Origin of the sequence: Streptacidiphilus cavernicola, assembly GCF_042510955.1 — a bacterium.
Lineage (GTDB): Bacteria > Actinomycetota > Actinomycetes > Streptomycetales > Streptomycetaceae > Streptacidiphilus > Streptacidiphilus cavernicola.
Genome location: NZ_JBHFAB010000001.1, coordinates 215,748 through 235,167 on the forward strand (window position 1 = coordinate 215,748; position 19,420 = coordinate 235,167).

Sequence of the window (19,420 nt, forward strand, 5' to 3'; positions counted from 1 at the left end):
TCCGATTACTACAGCGGGCGCTGTAGGACGACTGTAGAGTGAGGTCATGGCGAACACCACGATCCAGGTCACCACCGAGACCCGCGACCACCTCGCCCAGCTGGCCGCGGAGCGCGGGACCACGATCGGCGCGCTCGTGGCAGCTTTCTCCGCCTCCCAGCTCACTGAACAGGAGCTGGCCGAACGCCAGCGGGCAGGCCGCGAGGCAATGCGTCAGCACCTGCCCGACCCACCCAGCGACGAGGACCTTGCGAGCAGCACGGGGGCCCTGGAGCGCTTCTACGCCGTCGCAGCCGAACAACTGCTCCGCGACAGGGACGCCGCCGCGTGATCCTGCTCGACACCGGCGCGGTCCGCGCCTTCTGGAACAGCCACCTGACGGTCTCCCGGCTGGTCGACGACGCGAACCGCACCTCCGGCCAGGCACTGATCGTGCCCACCTTCTGCCTCCTGGAGGCGGAGCAGCAGATCCCCGGCGCCGGCTACACGGTCACCGCACAGCCGGGCATCATGCCCCAGCCACTCTCCACCGCCGCGGCTCTGGCCGCCGCACACATCCTGCACCGGCACCCTGACCTGACCCAGGGCATGGCCGTCGCCATCGCCACCGCCATGGCACCGGTGGAGCACGGCCAACCCGCGCACTTCATCCTCACCGACCACCCCGAGACGTACCCGCACGGAATCATCGCCGTGGACATCGACCACCCCGGCCTCTGAACCGGCCTGGCAGGCACCCGCAGCCCTGGCCGACACACTCCGCGCGATCGCGCGCTATGCGCTCGCAAGGCCCAGGAAGCGCAGCACCGCCAGGACGCGGCGGTGGTCGGCGTCGGCCTTGGGCAGGTCGAGCTTGGTGAAGATGCTGTTGATGTGCTTGGCGACCGCGCTCTCGCTCACGACCAGCTCGGCGGCGATGCCGGAGTTGGACCGGCCGCCCGCCATCAGCTCCAGCACCTCCCGCTCGCGCGGTGTCAGCCGGTCGAGCGGATCGCTGTGCCGACGCACCAGCAGCTGCGCGACGACCTGCGGGTCGAGCGCGGTGCCGCCGGCCGCCACCCGGCGCACCGCCTCGGCGAACTCCTCGACGTCGGCGACCCGTTGCTTGAGCAGGTAGCCGACGCCCGAGGTGTTGGCGGCGAGCAGATCGGCCGCGTACCGCTCCTCCACGTACTGCGACAGCAGGAGCACGGCGGTACGCGGGTACTGGCGGCGGATCACCAGCGCGGCGCGCACCCCCTCGTCGGTGAAGCCGGGCGGCATGCGCACGTCGACCACGGCGATGTCGGGCCGGTGCTCCTCGACGGCATCCAGCAGCCCTTCCGCGTCGGCGACTTGCGCGCACACCTCGAATCCGGCCGCCTCCAGCACCTTGACCACGCCGATGCGCAGCAGGAGGGAGTCCTCGGCGATCACGGCACGCACGGCAGCTCCACGGTGATGACGGTCGGCCCCCCGGCGGGGCTGCGGCAGGAAAACGTGCCGTCGACGGACGCGACGCGCTTGGCGAGCCCGGCGAGCCCGGTGCCGCCGACCGCCGCGGGATCCGCGCCGCCCGCTCCGTCGTCCGCGACGACCAGCAGCAGTGTCTCCCCGATCCGGTCCACGGTCACGTCCGCCCGGCTCGCCCGGGCGTGTTTGACCACGTTCGTCAGGGCTTCGGAGACCACGAAGTACGCGACGGCCTCGACCGTGGGTGAGGGACGCTGCGGCAGGTCCACCGCCACGCGCACCGGGATCGGGAGGCGGGCGGCGACCCCGGACAGCGCGGCGTCGAGGCCGCGGTCCTCAAGGACGGCCGGATGCAGACCGCGCACCAGGTTGTTCAGCTCGTCGATCGCCTCCTTCGCCTCGCGGTGCGCCTCGTCGATCACCTTGCGGGCGTCCTCCGGCAGGTCGCCGAGGGTGGACCTGGCCAGGCCCAGGTTGACGGCGAGTGAGACGAGGCGCTGCTGCACGCCGTCATGCAGGTCGCGCTCGATCCGCCGCCGCTCGGCGTCGGCGGCGTCCAGCACGCCGGCCCGGCTCTCGGCGAGGTCGGCGACCCGGCGAGCCAGCTTGTCCGTGCGGCTGGGGCCGAGCAGGACCTCGGCCGCCCGGGTCTCCAGCCGCACCAGAGCGCCGGTCAGCCGGGGCCCGAGGAACAGCAGGGCGAGACCCCCGACGGTGATGTACGCGGCCTGCGTGGTGTACCCGAGGTCGGTGACCCGCCACTGCGGGGGCAGCGCCCAGATCCACACGTAGAGGGAGGCGGCCACGACAGCGGCGGCCCAGACGGCGAGGACGGCGAGGTCCAGGACGGCCAGCAGGGGACCTGCCACGGCGTGGTAACAGGCCTGCCGCCACAGGGCCCGCGTGGTCAGCCGACGTACCGCCGACGTCCAGTTGCGTCCGGGCCCGGGTGCGGCGGGGCGCGGGAGGTCCCTGCCGACGAGTGCCCGGTAGCGCCGCCGCTGCCCGACGGTCAGCAGGGGTGTCACCACGAGCGTGAGCAGCACCGGCAGCGGAGCTACGGCCGGCACCAACGCCGCCATCGTGCCGATCAGCCAGAGCCACAGGGGCACCACGGCGAGGTGGAGCGGCAGGCCGGCGGCGACGAGCGCGGTCCGGCGCCCCGCCCCGCGGAACGGCCGGCCCGGCACCAGCCGCAGCCACGTCGTGAGTCGCATGCGTCACACGGTAAAGCCGCAGGCCATCCCTGTGCCATGACGCTGCCGCCCGGTTCGGGGGTGCACTTTTCTCCACCCCGGGTCGGCACTCTGCGTGAGTGACGGCGCCCCCGTGCACACCGGAGGCTGGAGCACGTGAAGGCAACAGCCGACGGAGAGCCGGGGGAAGAGGATGCGTCAACGGACTTGGTGCGATGAGGAAGTGGCCGACGCCGAGGTGATCCCGTTCCACGAAGAGGCACGGGAGCCGCGCCCGGCGCGGGGCATGCGGCGGGCCGGGGGGCTGCTGGTCGTCTGCGGGCTCGGCCTGCTGCCGTGGCTGTACGTGCTGGCCACCGGCCTGCCGGCCACCGCGACCGCGGCGCACTGGCCGGTCGCCTGGGTCGGGCTCGACGCGCTGGAGGCGCTCGGCCTGATCGCCACCGGCCTCCTCGCCGCCCGCGGCGACCAGCGGCACGCCCTGGCGGCGACCGCGACCGCGACGCTGCTTGCGGTGGACGCCTGGTTCGACACCACGACCGCGGCCCCGGGCGGCGACTTCGCCACCGCGGTCGCCATGGCACTCGGCGCCGAGCTGCCGCTCGCCGCGCTGTGCGGCCGACTGGCGCTACGAGCGCTGAGCCGCCCCGCGTGACGCCGCGCCGGCCCACCAGGGCGAACGCCTCGCCCACAGCGACCGGGACACCGACGACGAGAGCGCCCGCCACCCTGCGCGTACCTCCGCCAGTCGGTGATCTCGTTACGCGGGCACAAAATGCCCCTGACCTGCATTTCTGCAGACCAGGGGGCATTTTGTCGGTGGGCCGTTCGCGGGTACCGGTGAGCTGCGGCGTTCGGGGGTGTCCGAAGTACCGTTCCCAGCGCGGCGCGTCGGATTTCCCAGGTCCTTGACCGGGGCAAGCATTGCCGCCCTGGAAGCGCTTCAGAGGGCCTGGTCCCCGGACAGCAGTTCCAGCCAGGTCTCGATCCGGGCGATGCCGCCCTTGAAGTCGCGCTTGATGTTCGGCCGGAGGCCGCGATACCTGCTGACGGGGTTCTCAGCGGCGATACGGGTGGCCGGGAGTTGCCGAGCGGAGGATGCAGGCGACATCGTTGCGTGGACTTTGTGTCCGTGTGCCCGGCAGTGGCTATCGTTGGTCAGTCCGATCATGACTGGCCGAGGAGCGAACGGGTTGGCTACCGCTGAGTCCACGTGGCTACGCGTGCCCGTGGGGCCAGACGCCGAGCGCTGGGCGACCAGGGGCTCGCTTCGCCGGGTGCTCTTCGTGGTCCACAACGTCACTTCAGCGACGCGGCTGCTGGACGTGCTGCCGCTGTTCCGTGACGACCTTCGCGTCCAACTGCTCGCGACCTGCACCGGGTCCTCCCCGTTCCAGGCGGGTGTACAGGCGCTGCTCGACCAGGTGGGGGTACCGGTACTCCCGTGGACGCAAGCGCTGGAGACTCCGGTGGACCTGGCTCTTTCGGCGAGCCTTGGTGGACAACTCCACCTGATTCAAGGCAAATTGGCCATACTGTCCCATGGGGTGGGATATAATAAGAAACTAGCGACGCCGGGAGCCGGGAGCCGGGAGCCGGGAGCCGGGAGCCGGGAGCCGGGAGCCGGGAGCCGTGTTCGGCCTTTCGCCCGAGTGGCTGCTAGAGGACGGCAGGCCGTTCGTCGACGCGATGGTGCTCTCCCATCCCGAGCAGGTGGAACGTCTGAAGGCAGCCTGTCCCGAGGCTGCGGAGGCCGCCGTCCTGGGCGGCGATCCGTGCTTCGACCGGCTGCTCGCGGCGCGTCAGTACCGTGAGCGGTTCCGGCGGGCGTTCGGCGTCCGCGCCGGTCAGCGGCTGGTGGTGCTGAACTCCACCTGGAACCCGCAGTCCCTGTTCGGTGACGACGGCGGGGACGTCCTCCCCCACCTGCTGCACCGGCTCGTCGAGGAACTGCCCGCAGACGAGTACCGGATCGTGGCGGTGCTGCATCCGAACATCTGGTACGGCCACGGCCCCGGCCAGGTGCGGTACTGGCTGGACCGGGCGCAGCGGGCGGGCCTGACCCTGGTGGACCCGCTGGAGCACTGGCGGCAGGCCCTGATCGCCGCCGATGCCGTCCTGGGCGACGGCGGATCGGTGACCTACTACGCCGCAGCAGCCGGAGTGCCGGTGGTGCTGGCCCGCCGCTCCCTCGACCTGCTCGCCCCGGACTCCCCGGTGGGCCGGTTCAACCGGACCGCGCCCGTGCTGGACCTGGCACAGCAGTTGGCTCCCCAACTGGAGCGCCTGATCACAACGCACCGCCCGCTCACCGAACCCGCTGAGCTGACCACTTCCGTACCCGGCCGTTCTGCGGAGCTGCTGCGCTCCGCGCTGTACGACCTCGTGGGTGTCCCGGAGCCCGACCGGCGGGCGCAGCTGGACCCGCTGCCGCTGCCCCCGTGGACGCCGCCCGAGCACACGGTGCCCCTGCGGGTGGCGACCCGGGTGACGCGTCGGGGCGAGGTCCAGCTGCATCGCTTCGCCGGACCGATGCCGGAGGGAGTGGCCGGTGCGGTGCACACGGCGGTGCACGAGGACACCGTGGACGTGCACACACTCGCTCTCGCCGATGTGATCCACCGTCACGGCCGGCCCGACGACGTACGCCTGGGTTCGCCGACGGCCTGGTGCGCCGAGATCCTGGCCCGCTGGCCCCACTGCCAGACGGCCGTGTACGTGACGGGCCCAGGCACGTGCGTGCTCCGCACGACCGAGGGCCTTTCCCTGGAGCTGTCGGCCGACGACGCGCCCGCCGCCGGTGCTGCCCCCGCAGCACTCGCCAGTGCCGTCCACGCATGGCTGGCGGAGGGCCGCGGCGTTCGCACGCTGGTCCGGCGGGGGCTACGGGTGCACACCGGCCGTCATGTGACGTCAGTGCAGGTCAGACGGTCTGGTTGAGGCAGGAAGCCCGCAGGTTCCGGGCCAGTTTGAGGTGTTCCGCCGCCGCCTGGTCCGTCAGCAGCTCGATCGCACTGTCCAGGGCGGCGGCTGCCAGGTCGAGTCGGTCCTCGCTCATGTGGGTGGCGGCGATGTCGATGTGCGTCTTGCCCTGGTTGTACCGGTCCGGCTTGCGCAGCCCGGCGAACTTCACCAGAGCCTCGCCGAGCACGGAGCGGGCCGCCTCCGGATCGTCGCACAGGGCGCGGCCGCGGTGCCGGGTCAGCAGCGCCAGGATGCGGGGCAGGTCCTCGAAGCCGTCCGTCCCCTCGGCGATGTGGGCCGCGGCCTGCTCGGCCTGCTCGAAAAAGGCGAGCGCCTCGGCCCGCGTGAGCGGGTCGGCCAGGCGGACCAGTCCGAGCGACTCCAGCGCCGTGGCCTGGCCGCGGAAGTGGCCGCACCGGCGGTCGTAGTCGAGGGCGGTACGCAGGTGTCGCTCCGCGCCCTCGGGCTGGCCGAGCTTGTCCAGTGCCAGCGCGTACTGGACGTGGATCCGCGCCGCGAGCGCGGTGCCGGCCAGGTGCTGGTCCACCAGACGCACGGCGACGGCCAGAGCCACGGCTGCCTCGGCGACCAGACCCGCGTTGAGCTGCACCGGCCACAGCGCCTGGCACAGGTACGCGGCGGATTCGGCGTCGTCGAGCTGCTCGGCGGCGCGGACGCCCTCGATGACGCTGTCCGCCATGTCCCCCAGGGCTTGCAGGGCAGCGTCCTTGGACGGATACGTCTCTGTGTGCTGTCGGCTGCCCACGTGGTGGTCGCCCAGCAGCCACCGGTCGGGGAAGGCGGCGTGGCCGGCCACACTCGCACGGGTGAGCAGGTAGCCGACGGCTCGTCGCAGCGCGGCAGTGCGGACGGGCAGGCGGTCGGTGCGCTCGGACAGCTGCGCGGCGTGCCGCTGCACGTGCTCGGGCATCGCGTAGCCGGGCACCGGTCCGTCCACCGTGGCCAACAGCTGCCGGTCCGTCAACTCCTTCAGCACGACCTCGGCATCGCTCACGCCGAGGATCCTCCCCGCCAGAGCCGTAGTGAGCAGTGGCCACGGATGCTGCCCCAGCAGCCGGTACGCCCTGGCACTCGGATCCGACAGGGCGCCGTGGAGCGCGTCCAGTACGTCGGTGTGCAGATCGGCGGTCCGGCCACGGGCAGTGGCGAGGTGCGGCCGCTCGCGAAGGACCGGCCCCATGGCGGTCAACGCCCACGGCGAGCCCTGGCAGAGGGCAAGCTGGCGACGTTCTGCGGCACGGGCCACCTTGGCGGCCCCCGGTGGCGTGAGCGACCGCAGCAGGCGGCGGGCGTCCCCGGTCGGCAGCGGACCGACCGGAACCGGCCGGGCCAGGCCGAGCAGCGGCTCGCGGCTGAGCATGACCGTGAACAGGCCCTCCGCTGCGACGACGAAGTCGCTCACCTGCGCCCGGTCGTGGACGCCGTCCAGAATCACCAGCAGTCGGCGCCCGACGACCTCCCGCCGATAGCGTTCGGCCAGGGTCTTCCGGTCAGCACGCAACTGGCCGACCGGGACACCGAGTTCCTTGAGCACCTGCTGCAGGATGGTGACCGGCTGCGTCGCCGCCGTCGCGTCACGACCGCCCCGCAGGCGAAGGTAGACGACGCCGCCGGTGGTGAAGGCGGACAGGTTCTCCGCTGTCCAGTACGCCACGGCCGAGGTGAGCCCGATCCCGGCCGGCCCGCACAGGTTGACCAGGCGGGCCCGCCCGGCGAACGCACGCCCGTGCTCGCGGTCCAGAGCCTTGATCGCCTCCCGCCGGTCGTAGAAGAACTGCGAGAACGTCGGCGGCAGCAGCATGGGGACGCGCCCGTCACCGGCCGCCCCCAGCGGCACCCGCATCAACGCCTCCAAGGTGGAGCGCAGTTCAGGACGCTGCTCCGACGCAGCCAGCGCCATGCGTGCGGACTCCCAGGCCTGCGCCTCCCCCGACGGCAACGCCACCGGCCTGCCCGCGCAGCGGCGAAGCAGTTGCGCGGTGCCGTCCGTCACCGCCTTGGCCGCCTCGGAGGCGACTCCCTGGTTCAGTGCCGTCAGAAACGCCACGACCGCCGACAGAAACTCCGCGTCCACCAGACCAGCCCCTCGTCCGCGTCCACCCGCCGGGCAGGCCCCGCATCCCCGCCCGGCAGCAACCGTAACGAACATGACCGTGACAAGGAGCGACATCGCCCATATGTGTCGCGGCAGTGCCCCGGGTTTCAAGGAGTCGTCTTGCTGGACAGAAGCCACGCCGAGCGTGCCGTGGTGACCCGTTTCCTGGAGTCGGTGTCCACCCGGCTGTGTGCGGCGGCGCAGGGGCTCGACTCGACGCACGGCTGAGGGAGCCGGACGGCCGGGGCCGACGGCGCGGATGCGCCCCGCGCCGTCGGCCCCTGCGCTAGCGGAAGCTCCAGACCTGGTTGGCCTGGGTTCCGCCGCCGCCGTAACAGTCCCAGATCTGCAGCAGGGTCCCGTTCGCGGTGCCCTGGCCGTCCGCGTCCAGGCACTTGCCCGACTCGGGGTTGGTCAGGGTGCCGTTGCTGTTCGCCTGCCACTGCTGGGCGCCGAGGCCGTTGCAGCTCCACAGCCGCACCTGGGTGCCGTTGGCGGTGCCGCCCCCCGCGACGTCCAGGCACTTGCCGGACTCGGTGTTGACCAGGGCGCCGTTGCTGCGGGTCCACTGCTGGTTGGGCCAGGTGCCGGTGCCGCCGTAGCAGTCGTAGAGCTGGACTGGGTTGCCGTCCGCGCTGCCGCCGTTCTGGTCGTCCAGGCAGCGCCCGCTGCCCTGGCCGACGATGCTGGTGCTGCTGCCACCACCGCCGGTCCCGCCGCCGGTGCCCCCGCTGCCGTTGGGGGTGTAGGAGAAGGAGTTCACGGCCAGGCCGGGGCCTCCCTGCCAAGGCTCGAAGCCGAACTGGACACTCGTCATGTACCAGGCCGGCTGCAGGTAGCCGCGGCTGACCGAGTCATTGGTGAAGTCCTTGATGTTCACCGTGAGCGCGTTGGTACCGGACTGACGCACATAGGAGACGGTGTTCCAGGCCGGACTGCTGCCCTGGCGTCCCTCCCAGACGTCCCAGGTCGCGCCCTCCAGCGAGACCGTGCCCACCTTGGACCCGAACGGGGACGGCGGCCCCTGGTGGTTGGCCCAGATCATCAGCTCCTCGCCGTCGTTCTGGCCGGACGGGTTGGCCTGGGTGTCGAACCAGATGTCGTAGGAGGAGTCCCAGGAACCGGAAGCCGTGGTGAACGCCACGCTGGACTGGGGGTTGGTGAACGAGGAGACCTGCTGCGGCAGCCCGTTGCCGCTGGAGCAGTTGCCGTAGTGGCATCCGGCGTAGATCGAGGGGTAGGCCGCGGGGGCGCCGCCGGTCCCGACGTCGTGGTTGCCGGTGGTGACGCTGAAGCCGTCGTTGGAGACGTCGATGCACTGCTGGATCGAGTCTCCCCACTCGTTGTTCTGCACGATGTACGCGCCGTTCGACACCGCCGTGCTGCCGAACTGGTCGCAGATGGTGGTGTCGGCATGGGCCGGGCCGGCCGCGGCGACCGGGACGACCGCCGAGGCGGCCGCCAGGACGACCGCCGTGCCCGCGGTGCGCAGCCTTCTCCAGAGGGTGGATCCGAACACGATGAGACCTACCTTGCTGTCGCGGCGGAAATGGGAGCGCTCCCATTTACCGCACGAAGGAACAGGACCGGTCAGACTGACGGACATCATGAAGCCAGGGGCCCAGGAGCCCTGTCAACAGCACTACCGCGTAAAAGAGTTGAATGCGGGCGACAGGAGAACAACGTTGAAATAGGCGCCCCGCCGGAACCGGGCTGCCGCAGTGATCCGACCGCACCAGCACTCACCCTCCGCGATCTACAACGACAAGACGCATCCGAGCTGGGAGAACCAGGGGGTCGAGGAATTCCTACGCAACGGTTCCTGGCGAGATTCTTGACAGTGTGCAGCGGCATGCTCGATCGTCCTTTGCAACGTTGGAATCTGCAGCTCCCCACCTACACCTCGGAGCGCACATGCCAGGACTCCCCGCCCCCGCCGGCCGTCGCGCCACCGGGGGCGCCACCAGCCTGCGTCGGGTCATCAAGACCGCCGTCACCGTCATCGGCCTGGTGGCCGCCCTGCTGCTGGGCTTGCCCGGTACCTCGCAGGCCGCCACCCAACTGCCGTGCGACATCTACGCTGCCGCCGGTACCCCCTGCGTCGCCGCGCACAGCACTACGCGGGCGTTGTTCTCTGCGTACAACGGCCCGCTGTACCAGGTCACCCGGGCGTCGAACGGCGGCACCGCCGACATCGGGCTGCTGGCCCCCGGCGGCTACGCCAACGCCGCGCAGCAGGACTCCTTCTGCGCCAACACCACCTGTCGGATCACCAGGATCTACGACCAGACCTCGCGTCACAACGACCTCCTGCCCGGTCCGGCCGGGACCTCCGGTATGGGGGCCGACCGCGGGGCGGATGCGAGCGAGCTGTCGGTCACGGCCGGCGGGCACAAGGTCTACGGCATCTGGGTCTCCCCGGGTGTGGGCTACCGCTCCAGCGGGGCCGCGTCGGGCGCTGCGGTGAACGGGCAGCCCGAGGGTGCCTACATGGTCGCCAGCGGTACCCATGTCGGTTCGGCCTGCTGCTTTGACTACGGCAACGCCGAGAGCACCCCGGCCGACACCGGCAACGGTCACATGGACGCGGTGAGCATCGCCACCACCTGCTACTTCGCGCCGTGCACCGGGACCGGCCCCTGGGTCGAGGCCGACATGGAGAACGGCATGTTCCAGGGCGACAACGGCTCCAACACCGCGAACGCGGGCAACAAGAGCGCGTTCGTCACCGCCGTCCTGAAGAACAACGGGCAGACGACGTACGCGCTCAAGGGCGGCAACGCGCAGTCCGGCGGGCTGTCGACCTGGTGGAGCGGCGCGCTGCCGACGCGCGGCGGCTACACCCCGATGCATCAGGAGGGCGGGATCATCCTGGGCACCGGCGGCGACAACAGCAACTGGAACATGGGCACCTTCTTCGAGGGCGTGATGGTCGCGGGCTACCCGACCGACGCCGCCGAGAACGCGGTCCAGGCGAACGTCGTCTCGGTCGGCTACGCCGGCGAGACGAACGTCCCCAACGGCCCGCAGGGGCAGATCACCGGCCCCGGCAACCAGTGCGTCGACGTCGCGGGCGACGACACCGGCGCGGACGGGACGGCCGTCCAGCTGTGGAACTGCCAGTCCTACGCCGAAGACCAGTACTGGACCCACAACGCCAACGGCTCCCTGAGCACCATCGGCCGCTGCCTGGACATCAACGGCAACGGAACCGCCGCCGGCACCAAGGTCGAGCTATGGGACTGCAACGGCGTCGGCGGCCAGAAGTGGGTCCAGCAGGCCAACGGCTCGCTGCTCAACCCCCAGTCCGGACTGTGCCTGGACTCACCCAGCGGCGCCACCGCCAACGGCACCCGACTGCAGATCTGGTCCTGCAACGGCTCCGCCGCCCAGCAGTTCCCGGTCAACGGCGGCGCACCGGTAGTCGGTCCCGGCGGCCAGTGCCTGGACGTGGCCGCGGACGATACCGGCGGCGACGGCTCCGCGGTGCAGCTGTGGAACTGCCAGTCCTGGGCCGTCGACCAGCACTGGGCCCACCAGGCGAACGGTTCGCTGAGCACACTGGGCCGCTGTCTGGACATCAACGGCGACGGCACCGCGGCCGGTACCCCGGTCGAACTGTGGGACTGCAACGGCGTCGGCGGCCAGAAGTGGGTCCAGCAGGCCAACGGCTCGCTGCTCAACCCCCAGTCCGGACTGTGCCTGGACTCCCCCAACGGCGCCACCGCCAACGGCACCCGGCTACAGATCTGGTCCTGCAACGGCTCCGCCGCCCAGCAGTTCCCGCTGATCTGACGCCAACCGCACGCACCGCACCACTCCGAAGCCGGCGGACGGGCTCCCTCCGGGGAGCCCGTCCGCCGGCTTCGTGCTGCGCCGGGCACGGGGCAACCGCCGCAGTAGCCCGTCCGCTCCCACGACCACGTCATCGGCAGCCACCACGTCACCACTGCGATTCCCCGTCAACCCACCGACCCTCGGACTACGGTTCTGGACTCCACTCCGGCCACGGCCCCGCGATTCGGCTACCGGAACACCTCGTGCGACTCCACCCAGCCGATCCCCTCGATCTCGACAGTGCCGCTCTTGACCGTGTACGTCATGCGGCAGCAACCGAAGCGCCCTTCCCGCAGATCCACCTCGCCGGGAAGAACAGGCCAACGGTCAGGGTCCGCCTGGACCAGGCTGGCCGTGATGCGGGCCACCGCCCACCGGTCCGCGGGCAGGGAGTCGATGACCTCCGCCGTCAAGGCCTCGAAGATGACGTTGCGCTGCGATTCCATACCAGACCCAACTCCCAACGATCCCAGCAGGTACGGCCTGCCAGGGCTTTCATCACCTGCCCCTGACCCGACATGCGAACCGTCGAGGTGATTGCTTGCAGGAGTAGGTCGCGGCGGACAGCGAGCGGCCGCAAAGCGCACAGACGGCTACTACCGTCGCTGCCGGCTCCGACGCGCCCACCTCCGCCCGCCTGGCCTGGACCGCTCGCCCGCCCGCCCACCGCAGGACAGCACCTCGCCGGTCACCCCGCCATCCGCAGCGACCCGCGGCATACCCGCGCCTCCCGGTCGCCGTGCGAACAGCGCTACCGCATCGCTCCTGAACTCCACCGGGGAGAGACTGCCGTCCCACCAGGACGCCCTTCTTCGGACCCACAAGGTCCATTGTTCAGAGTGTCTCCACGCAATGCGCTCGACTGCAGCACGCGGGCCGGGGGGCCTCAGTGCCCCCGGCGGGGGGTGAGGTAAGCGCAGGCGACCACTACAAAGGAGGAGGCGGGGACAAGGAGTTCGGCTACAGCGCGAGCCTGCTGACCGCAGCCCATGCCGAACCCCGACTCGGCTACGTCCCGGCCCTGAACCTCAGCAAGACCCAGGTGCGCGCCAAACCCGAGTTCACCTACCAGGAGGCCATCGCCCGGGTCGGCCGCCTGTTCTGCCCGCACACGCCCCGCACACGCCCCGCACGCTCATCGAGCTCTACCTCAAGATCCGCTCCTGCAGGTCCGAGGCCGAACGCGCCCCGGTCGTAAGGAACTCGCGCTCATCGAGCCCTCCGCGCAGCCGGGCCAGGTCGGCCGCCGCGAAACCCTCGGTGCACGTCCCCGAAGACATCGCGGGCGGGTGGCACAGACCCTGATGACTGCCATCGTCATCGCCATCCACAACATCAAGGAGATCGCCGCTTCGAGGGGGCCAGTGGCAGAAAGGCGGACGCCGCCCTCCGACTCACCGACGACCACGTGCTGCCCCGCACCCAAGCTCGGGCTGGCGCCTGTGTCCGCTCCTGGACCTGCTACCGCATCGAACCGAAGCGGTGTCCCGAAGCCCCTGACGTAGCCCCGCCAACGCAACCGAAGATCACATAGCCACAGGACCGGCGCAGCCTACGCGGAAGGCACCGGTCCCTGTGGCATGCCCGCACGCAGACCACTATCCCGGCTCAAGGCCCCTGGAATCCGTGCCGAGCGCTCCGGACCTATTGTCCGACAAGCCCAGCCTCAAATGACGAGATCCCGGCCAGCCACCGAAGTGTCTGACCGGGGTCTATTGGTGGGCCGTTCACGACCTGGCCTGACCTGGGACTATGACATGCATCCCGTTCCACCTTCCCAAGCCCGACAAGATTGCTTCCCAAATTGGCATGTCCACATAAGTCACTTCCAGCACCCTACTGCTGTTCCAGTCGGCAAGAAGCCAACACCGCAGACGGGTCGTTCACGAGATTCGCTGCCCAGGGTCGATGACGACAGTTGATCAGGCACGTCCCGAGCGGCCTAGATCACTCCCCGGATATATGCGCTTGCATGCATCTGGGTATATCCCCTACCGGCGGTCGTTGCTTGGAATGGCGCCCCGGACAGCGAATGCGTGGCCCAGATCCCGGCAGTCAGCGATCTTCGGCGGCGCCGATTGGCCGCCAGCGAGGGGCGGCGATGCCGATAGCGTATTGGCTGACCGGTGTCGGAGTTTGGCGAGCGGGCCCCGATCACTGGCGTCCGCCAGCGCCGGTGGCAAGGCCTGTCAGCGAGTGGTGGATTCTCCCTTTGTCGACCATGATTAGGTCGGGCGTCGGAGCCATGTCGATCTCGCCATTGCGTCTGGCCCAGTGGTACAGGCGGATTACTCCGGCTGATGTCTTCCGCGGTGAGCTTTGGAGTGTGTCTCATGTGGCTGCTTTCGCCAGTTTCTTGTAGCACGTCAGCGCGGCTGCGAGTCCGAGGAAGGCGAGGAAATGGCTGCTCTTGCGTTCGTAGCGGATGGTGAGGCGGCGGTAGCCGAAGGCCCAGGCGATGGGGGGACGATTCCGCGTCCGCACAGCCAGGCGAGGTGGTCGGCGGAGTGGTACGCCTTTGTCGCGCGGAGTTTGGCGGGGTGTCGGCGGCGTGGTCCGCGGCGGGAGCGGATCGGGGGCAGACCGAGGATCAGGGGCTTGAGTGCCTGGCTGTCGTGGGTGTTGGCGGCGGAGATCCCCACGATCAGGGATATGCCCTGGGCCTCGGACAGGATGTGCACTTGCTGCCGGGTTTGCCGCGATCGGCCGGGTTCGGGCCGGTCAGCGATCCCCCCTTTTCGCTCGGACCGACGCGCCGTCGGTGATGGCCGAGGTCCAGTCGAGCTCGTCGGCCGTGCCGAGTCGGTCCAGGACCGCTCGGTGCTGCCGGGGCCACACGCCGACCCTGGTCCAGGCCGCGAACCGTCGGTGCGCGGTCGCGGGCGAGACCCCGAACGACGGGGCAGGTGTCGCCAGGCGCACCGGCTCGTCAGCACGTACACAACCGCTGTGAACACCGCCCGGTCGTCCAACGGCGCACTGCCGCCACCTTGGCGACGTGGCGAGCACCCAGGCAACAACGGCGCGGCAAGCTCCCACAGACCATCAGGAACCAGTCGTTGCGACAGATCAACCCCCATGAGGGGCAATCATGCCGCAGGTCAGCTACTAGCCATATGAGACACGCTCTAAGCCTTCGACCAGCCAGGATCGTGGAGCCGGTAGGTCGTTCAGTAACGGTGCACAAGTTCGCCCAACGACTGCTGCAGGAAATCACTGGGGAACGCTTGCCTTATACATCTGGCCGGTGGGGTCGCTGGCGTTGGTGGGTTGGTTGTCGCTGTAGGCGTAGCCGTTCCACTGCTGGGGGTCGCCGGTGGCAAGGAGGGGGTCGGGGTTGAGGAAGTGGCCGGTGGCGGGTTGGTATTCGCGGGCGCCGAGGTTGGTCAGGCCGGTGGCGGGGTCCTGGGTGCCGCCGACGAAGCCCTTGTCGCCGAAGCCGTTGGCGACGGTCCAGTTGGTGGGTGTGGTGCCGCGGGGGTTTCCGAAGGGGTCGGTGTAGCGGCGGGTTTCCTTCAGGGTGGTGGCGTCCAGGGCGATGCCGGCGGTGCCGTGGGGGTCGGTGGCTTCGAAGGTTTCGATGGTGCCGCAGCGGACGATGGTCAGGTTGTTGGGCTGCGTGTAGTAGCGGGTGTCGCCGGTGACGTTGGTGTTGGGGGTGTAGGTGTACTCGTCGATGCCCAGGTTGATGGTGGTCTGGGTGGGGTCGCGGCGGATGAGCTGGTTGCCGCTGGTGTCGTAGAGGTAGGTGGTGTTCTTGTTGCTGGCGGTGGTGGTCCAGCGCTCGGCGATGCTGCTGCCGTCGCAGTCGGTGAGTTGCAGCTGGGTGCCGGGGGTGAGGTTGGAGACGGGGTCGTTCAGGCAGCGGCCGGAGGCGGGGTTGATCAGAGCGCTACCGGGTCCGGTCTTCCACTGCTGGCCGGTGCCGGCGTTGCAGTCGTAGAGCTGGATCAGGGTGCCGTTGGTGGTGCCGTTGGCGGCGGCGGTGACGCACTTGCCCTCGACTTTGAGGGTGCCGTCGGTGTTGAGGGTGAAGTTCTGGGGTGCGGCTCCGCTGCAGGCCGCGATTTGGATCTTGGTGCCGTTGGTGGTGGCTCCGCTGGCGTCTTCCGCGCAGAGCTTCCCGCCGCCGGAGGCGGTCAGGCCGGAGAGCAGGGGGCCGGTGACAGGGCCGGGGGTGGTGGTGCCGTCGGAGGCGAGGTGGTCCTCGCTGTCCCAGGTGAGGTTGGTGGTGCCGGCGGTGGTGGTGACTGCGGTGGTGTTGCCTTCGGCGTCGTACTGGTAGGCCGAGGCACCGGGGTTGTTGGGGCCGGTGCTGGCCTTGTTGAGCTTCGAGCCCGCGCCCTGTTTCCCGTGCCGCCGCGTATGCCCTCGAGTCAGTTGGTGACGTAGCCGCTCAGGTCGGCGACGACGTTGACCCTGCCGGTGTTGTTGTAGATCGCGATGGTGCCGTCCGGACCGATGGGGACCAGGGCAAGGTTGGGGATGGTGGTGCCGGCGCGGAAGTTGAGCGTCGACGCCAGCGGTCGGGTAGTCCCGCCGGGGTAGGCCGTCAGGTAACTCGCCGCGGTGCCTGCGGTCTCGGTCAGGTCTATCAGCACCGCGGCGGCGCCAGCGGGGATGCCGTGTACACCGGCGACCTTGAGGCGCAGTTCGGCCCCTGCTCCCAGCGGGGCCCTGGGCGCGCCGGTACCGGTGCGGGTGTCCAGCAGCCGGGTGGGCGTAGCGCTGGTGTAGAGCCCGTAGGAGCCGCGGTTGAATCCGTTGGTGAAGTAACCCACCACGTCGATGACCACGCCTGTGGTCCCGACCGCGTTGCGGACGGCTACCTTCCCGTCCGCTCCGGCTTGGACGATGACCATGTTGGACCGGGTCTCGTGTGCGGCGAAGGTGACCTGGGAGACCTCGGGAGTCGGCAGGCCGTCGTTGTCCAGGGTCAGGTAGCCGGCTTTGCTCGGGTTGACCGCGGTCACGTTCAGGATGACCTCGTGGGTGTCCGTCGCGGCGGGGAGTGTGTCGATGCCGCTGACGTTGACGGAGAAGCTGCCCCCGGGCCCGAGCGCGCCGTGGGTGTCACCGAGTCCGGAGCGGGTGTCGACCAGACGGGTGGGTGCCATCGGCGTCACCACGAATCCGCCCAGGGTCGAGGAAGGGACGAAGAGGCCTTCCTCGTCGACGATGATGTCCGCGCTGCCGTTGGCGTTGTACAGGTTCAGGGTGTCGTTCGCGCCCAGGGGCACAGTGGCCAGCGCGGAGACCGTCTGGCCTGCTGCGAAGTTCAGGACTGAGGTGGCGGGTCTGGCGCTGCCGGTGGCGTAGCCGGTGATGTACCCCGCACTGGTGGCATGGGTGACGGTGATGTTGACTACCGCGGCACGCGCGTGCGCCAGACCGTAGATGGTACTGATCCCCTGCGGCAGTTGGACGGTCACCACACCTTTGGGGCCGACCTTGCCCAGGTGTCCGCCGGTGAGGTCACGCGTGTCCAACACCCGGAACGGGTCTTCCGACCAAAACGTCGTCCCAGCTGGCGCCGCCGACGCGAGCGCCCGCACCGCCGCCGGCGTGGGATGGCGGTCCCCGGCCGCGTAGCTCGGCGAAGAACCGAGGAAGCCGGACACACCGGCCGTCAGTACCACCAAAAAGACGCATATGCGACGCAGCATCAGGAACAGTCTCGATTCACAAGCATGGCCGACAGGGTGCAGGTGCCTGCGGAGTCTAACGGCCTCACCGCGATTGATCGAGGTGAGGCCGTGACCACGAGGGCCGCTCGCGGCTGCGCCACCCGGGCATCGACGCCATGCCGACCACGACCGCACCCGGGGCACCGCCTACGCCGACTCGCTCACCGCATGGCTGGGCCCTGTGGGCGGCGGCGTCGGCGAGACTGCGCAACGATTGACGATCCCAGGTGCCCTGAAGTACCCGCTGCGCCACGCCGGGGAGCTGTTCAGTCTCGCGTCGAGGGCTCCGATGACCTGCACATTCTTGCGGCGGAGGCGTCATGACAATCCGTCACCACCGACTACAGGACAGAGCCGTTGAGTGGACAGGCCCTCCGCAAGAAGTACAAACGGCTCCAGGCGTTCAAGAAGGCCCATGCGTGCTGGAAACGCGCTGTGCGCCAGCACCCGAGGCTTTTTGCCCAGTGGGCATGGACACCGGGGTTCTCGTGATCAGGATGACAAGAGCGGAGTGACGGGAGACTCACGACGGCCCTCGACCACCCGCTGCAGAGCCGGGGTTCGCCGCTGGTACCGCCTCGTCAACCCGCTGATCTGCTCGACGAACGTCACCTTCGGACACGCGGTGTTCTCGCAGTACAGACGGCGCACCGACAAATCGATCCGCACTGCCCGACCTCCGACGGCCTCATCGGCGAGGTGCCGCTCATAGCGGCTGTGCTCCCACGACGACCACTGTCCGCACCCCGGGCATCCCACCGGACCCGCGCGAGTGCGTGCGGTCACCACCACCATGTCCTTCTTGGCCTCCACCGACTCGACAATGACCGTGTCAAGCTGCGGTAAGAGGGCCCTCAGTATCTCGTCACACAGTCGCAGCATCCCGCTACAGAGGGCCGAAGTCACGCCGTGTCATTGATTCCGATCAACGCCTACGAAAATCTTGTAAGAGCCAAGATCAAGACAGACCCGAACCAAGCCCGTGGTCCGCGTCCCCGACAGGCCCGCGCACCGTCGACCCGAGATCTGCCAGCAGCCCACCATCGGCGCACCCGTCGACCTCATGCCGAAACTGCGGCAACGACTGCCGTGGGGGCGGGCGCCCTGGGAGCTCGCCTACCGGTCGCTGCGCAGCCACATCGAAGGACTCAACGGTCGGCTGAAGGGAGTGAAGAGCTTCCTGCACTCCCGTGAGCGCCGGCAGAGCCGCGGCCGAGTCGCCCAGGCCCTGCTCGCGGCCGTCCAGGTGATGGTCGAGAACATCCACACCATCGAGTCGTACCTGCGCAAGCACCGTCTCTGGCTCGACGACGAATGCACCTTGGTCAACATCATGCCGACATTTGACCCCTACGCGCCCACCACGCTTCCGGAAGGGACCCCCGTGCCAGTCCGCCCGAACCCCGAACGGGACGGCCCACCGACAGATCCGTAGCCGATCCGGGCCCGAACGGGCGCAACAACCGCACACCGAACCGAGCCTTGGGACCACCAGCCCTCCGGTCCCAAGGCCGCTTCGCCATGCCCGCACAACCAACGCACGCTCCGCTCAGCGGACCCGCAGACTGCGCGGAAGCTTCCCGCGAGCCGCGGACACACCCATCCGGACCTGCAATGCAGGAGATCCCGCCCAGAATGATCATCTGGACGGGATCTCGTGAACCTTCCACGACCTAAGTCGTGAACGGCTCGTTGGTGGGGTGTTCACGAGTAGGGCTGAGCAGGGGCTCGGACGCTCAGTTGTTGATCGCTTCCCGCAGGCTCGGTGATCGTTTCCCGAATCGGCGCCCTGCGTGCTGTGGCGCCGAAGGTGGGCGGCTTGTGGGTGCCAGTCCTGGCTGGCGGACTCGCTGGCGCGGTCGTCGACTGCTGCTGGCTGGCCTTCGGTCGCAGAGCGGCCGTGGATGCGCCCGAAATAAATCAGCAATCGATTCAAGATCCTGGAAGCGATTTAATTCGGTTCAGCGGGGATTCTAAAATCGATGAAGTGGCATAGTTAAATCGGACATGGATCACCCGACGAGGCGTTGAACTGCGCTGATCCGGGTTGGTCGAGCCGCCCGGCGGCATGGTTGACGAATCCGTCAATGCGCTCTTTAATTACTTGAAGCGAGGGGTAGATTTCTTTCTTTGGGGATAGCCATGCCTTCTGACGTTCGAATTTCTCA

15 protein-coding genes and 1 pseudogene are annotated in these 19,420 nt (G+C 69.4%); 6 read left to right on the forward strand and 10 right to left on the reverse strand.

The annotated features are described in order from the left end of the window. Window positions 1-46: 46 nt before the first annotated feature. Window positions 47-331 (forward strand): hypothetical protein, encoded by a 285-nt coding sequence (locus ACEZDE_RS00975; protein WP_380530553.1) that lies wholly within the window; start codon window positions 47-49, stop codon window positions 329-331. Beyond that, window positions 328-720: a hypothetical protein gene (locus ACEZDE_RS00980; protein WP_380530556.1), complete on the forward strand. Its 393-nt coding sequence runs from the start codon at window positions 328-330 to the stop codon at window positions 718-720. The genes ACEZDE_RS00975 and ACEZDE_RS00980 overlap by 4 nt, the downstream gene beginning before the upstream one ends. 54 nt (window positions 721-774) lie before the next feature. On the opposite strand, the gene ACEZDE_RS00985 is transcribed toward ACEZDE_RS00980, so the two are convergent. Both ACEZDE_RS00985 and ACEZDE_RS00990 read right to left on the reverse strand, forming a co-directional pair. Further along, on the reverse strand, window positions 775-1,425 hold the full coding sequence (locus ACEZDE_RS00985; RefSeq protein WP_380530559.1) for a response regulator transcription factor: 651 nt from the start codon (window positions 1,423-1,425) through the stop codon (window positions 775-777). Continuing rightward, window positions 1,413-2,669 (reverse strand): sensor histidine kinase, encoded by a 1,257-nt coding sequence (locus ACEZDE_RS00990; RefSeq protein WP_380530562.1) that lies wholly within the window; start codon window positions 2,667-2,669, stop codon window positions 1,413-1,415. The genes ACEZDE_RS00985 and ACEZDE_RS00990 overlap by 13 nt, the downstream gene beginning before the upstream one ends. Before the next feature lie 202 nt (window positions 2,670-2,871). Here ACEZDE_RS00990 and ACEZDE_RS00995 point away from each other — a divergent pair, with 202 nt between their 5' ends. After that, on the forward strand, window positions 2,872-3,303 hold the full coding sequence (locus tag ACEZDE_RS00995; RefSeq protein WP_380530565.1) for a hypothetical protein: 432 nt from the start codon (window positions 2,872-2,874) through the stop codon (window positions 3,301-3,303). A 288-nt stretch (window positions 3,304-3,591) separates the two neighbouring features. On the opposite strand, the gene ACEZDE_RS01000 is transcribed toward ACEZDE_RS00995, so the two are convergent. Beyond that, window positions 3,592-3,759: a hypothetical protein gene (locus ACEZDE_RS01000; protein ID WP_380530568.1), complete on the reverse strand. Its 168-nt coding sequence runs from the start codon at window positions 3,757-3,759 to the stop codon at window positions 3,592-3,594. 521 nt (window positions 3,760-4,280) lie between these two features. Between ACEZDE_RS01000 and ACEZDE_RS01005 the strand changes: the two genes are divergently transcribed. After that, complete coding sequence (locus ACEZDE_RS01005; protein ID WP_380530570.1) at window positions 4,281-5,588, forward strand: hypothetical protein; 1,308 nt, start codon at window positions 4,281-4,283, stop codon at window positions 5,586-5,588. On the opposite strand, the gene ACEZDE_RS01010 is transcribed toward ACEZDE_RS01005, so the two are convergent. Then, the gene (locus ACEZDE_RS01010; protein WP_380530573.1) at window positions 5,572-7,707 is read right to left on the reverse strand and encodes a hypothetical protein; all 2,136 of its coding nucleotides are present in this window, start codon (window positions 7,705-7,707) and stop codon (window positions 5,572-5,574) included. The two genes, ACEZDE_RS01005 and ACEZDE_RS01010, sit on opposite strands and share 17 nt — an antisense overlap. 307 nt (window positions 7,708-8,014) lie before the next feature. Next, the gene (locus ACEZDE_RS01015) at window positions 8,015-9,247 is read right to left on the reverse strand and encodes a GH12 family glycosyl hydrolase domain-containing protein (RefSeq protein WP_380530576.1); all 1,233 of its coding nucleotides are present in this window, start codon (window positions 9,245-9,247) and stop codon (window positions 8,015-8,017) included. 395 nt (window positions 9,248-9,642) lie between these two features. Here ACEZDE_RS01015 and ACEZDE_RS01020 point away from each other — a divergent pair, with 395 nt between their 5' ends. Continuing rightward, window positions 9,643-11,523, forward strand: a complete 1,881-nt coding sequence (locus tag ACEZDE_RS01020; RefSeq protein ID WP_380530579.1) for an arabinofuranosidase catalytic domain-containing protein — start codon at window positions 9,643-9,645, stop codon at window positions 11,521-11,523. 230 nt (window positions 11,524-11,753) lie between these two features. Here the strand turns inward: ACEZDE_RS01020 and ACEZDE_RS01025 are convergent, their stop codons facing one another. The 5 genes and pseudogenes from ACEZDE_RS01025 to ACEZDE_RS01045 all read right to left on the reverse strand — a co-directional run bounded on the left by ACEZDE_RS01025 (window position 11,754) and on the right by ACEZDE_RS01045 (window position 18,065). Beyond that, window positions 11,754-12,011, reverse strand: a complete 258-nt coding sequence (locus ACEZDE_RS01025; RefSeq protein WP_380530582.1) for a hypothetical protein — start codon at window positions 12,009-12,011, stop codon at window positions 11,754-11,756. Window positions 12,012-13,896: 1,885 nt separating this feature from the next. After that, window positions 13,897-14,645: pseudogene (locus tag ACEZDE_RS01030) on the reverse strand (IS5 family transposase). 133 nt (window positions 14,646-14,778) lie between these two features. Next, complete coding sequence (locus ACEZDE_RS01035; RefSeq protein ID WP_380531171.1) at window positions 14,779-15,945, reverse strand: ricin-type beta-trefoil lectin domain protein; 1,167 nt, start codon at window positions 15,943-15,945, stop codon at window positions 14,779-14,781. Further along, entirely contained in the window at window positions 15,942-17,057 is a 1,116-nt protein-coding gene (locus tag ACEZDE_RS01040) for a hypothetical protein (RefSeq protein ID WP_380530584.1), read from the reverse strand. Before ACEZDE_RS01040 ends, ACEZDE_RS01035 begins: the two co-directional genes overlap by 4 nt. Window positions 17,058-17,744: 687 nt before the next feature. Then, window positions 17,745-18,065, reverse strand: coding sequence for a transposase family protein (locus ACEZDE_RS01045; protein WP_380530587.1), 321 nt, complete (start codon window positions 18,063-18,065; stop codon window positions 17,745-17,747). 169 nt (window positions 18,066-18,234) lie between these two features. On the opposite strand from ACEZDE_RS01045, the gene ACEZDE_RS01050 reads away from it, so the two are divergent. Beyond that, window positions 18,235-18,687 carry a hypothetical protein gene (locus ACEZDE_RS01050; RefSeq protein WP_380530590.1) on the forward strand — a complete coding sequence of 151 codons (453 nt, stop codon included), beginning with the start codon at window positions 18,235-18,237 and terminating at the stop codon, window positions 18,685-18,687. Window positions 18,688-19,420: the final 733 nt, after the last annotated feature.

Coding starts and splice junctions, on each gene's coding strand:
- ACEZDE_RS00975 (WP_380530553.1), top strand. CDS start 47: ATGGCGAACACCACGATCCAGGTCACCACCGAGACCCGCGACCACCTC.
- ACEZDE_RS01025 (WP_380530582.1), bottom strand. CDS start 12,011: ATGGAATCGCAGCGCAACGTCATCTTCGAGGCCTTGACGGCGGAGGTC.
- ACEZDE_RS01020 (WP_380530579.1), top strand. CDS start 9,643: ATGCCAGGACTCCCCGCCCCCGCCGGCCGTCGCGCCACCGGGGGCGCC.
- ACEZDE_RS00990 (WP_380530562.1), bottom strand. CDS start 2,669: ATGCGACTCACGACGTGGCTGCGGCTGGTGCCGGGCCGGCCGTTCCGC.
- ACEZDE_RS01000 (WP_380530568.1), bottom strand. CDS start 3,759: ATGTCGCCTGCATCCTCCGCTCGGCAACTCCCGGCCACCCGTATCGCC.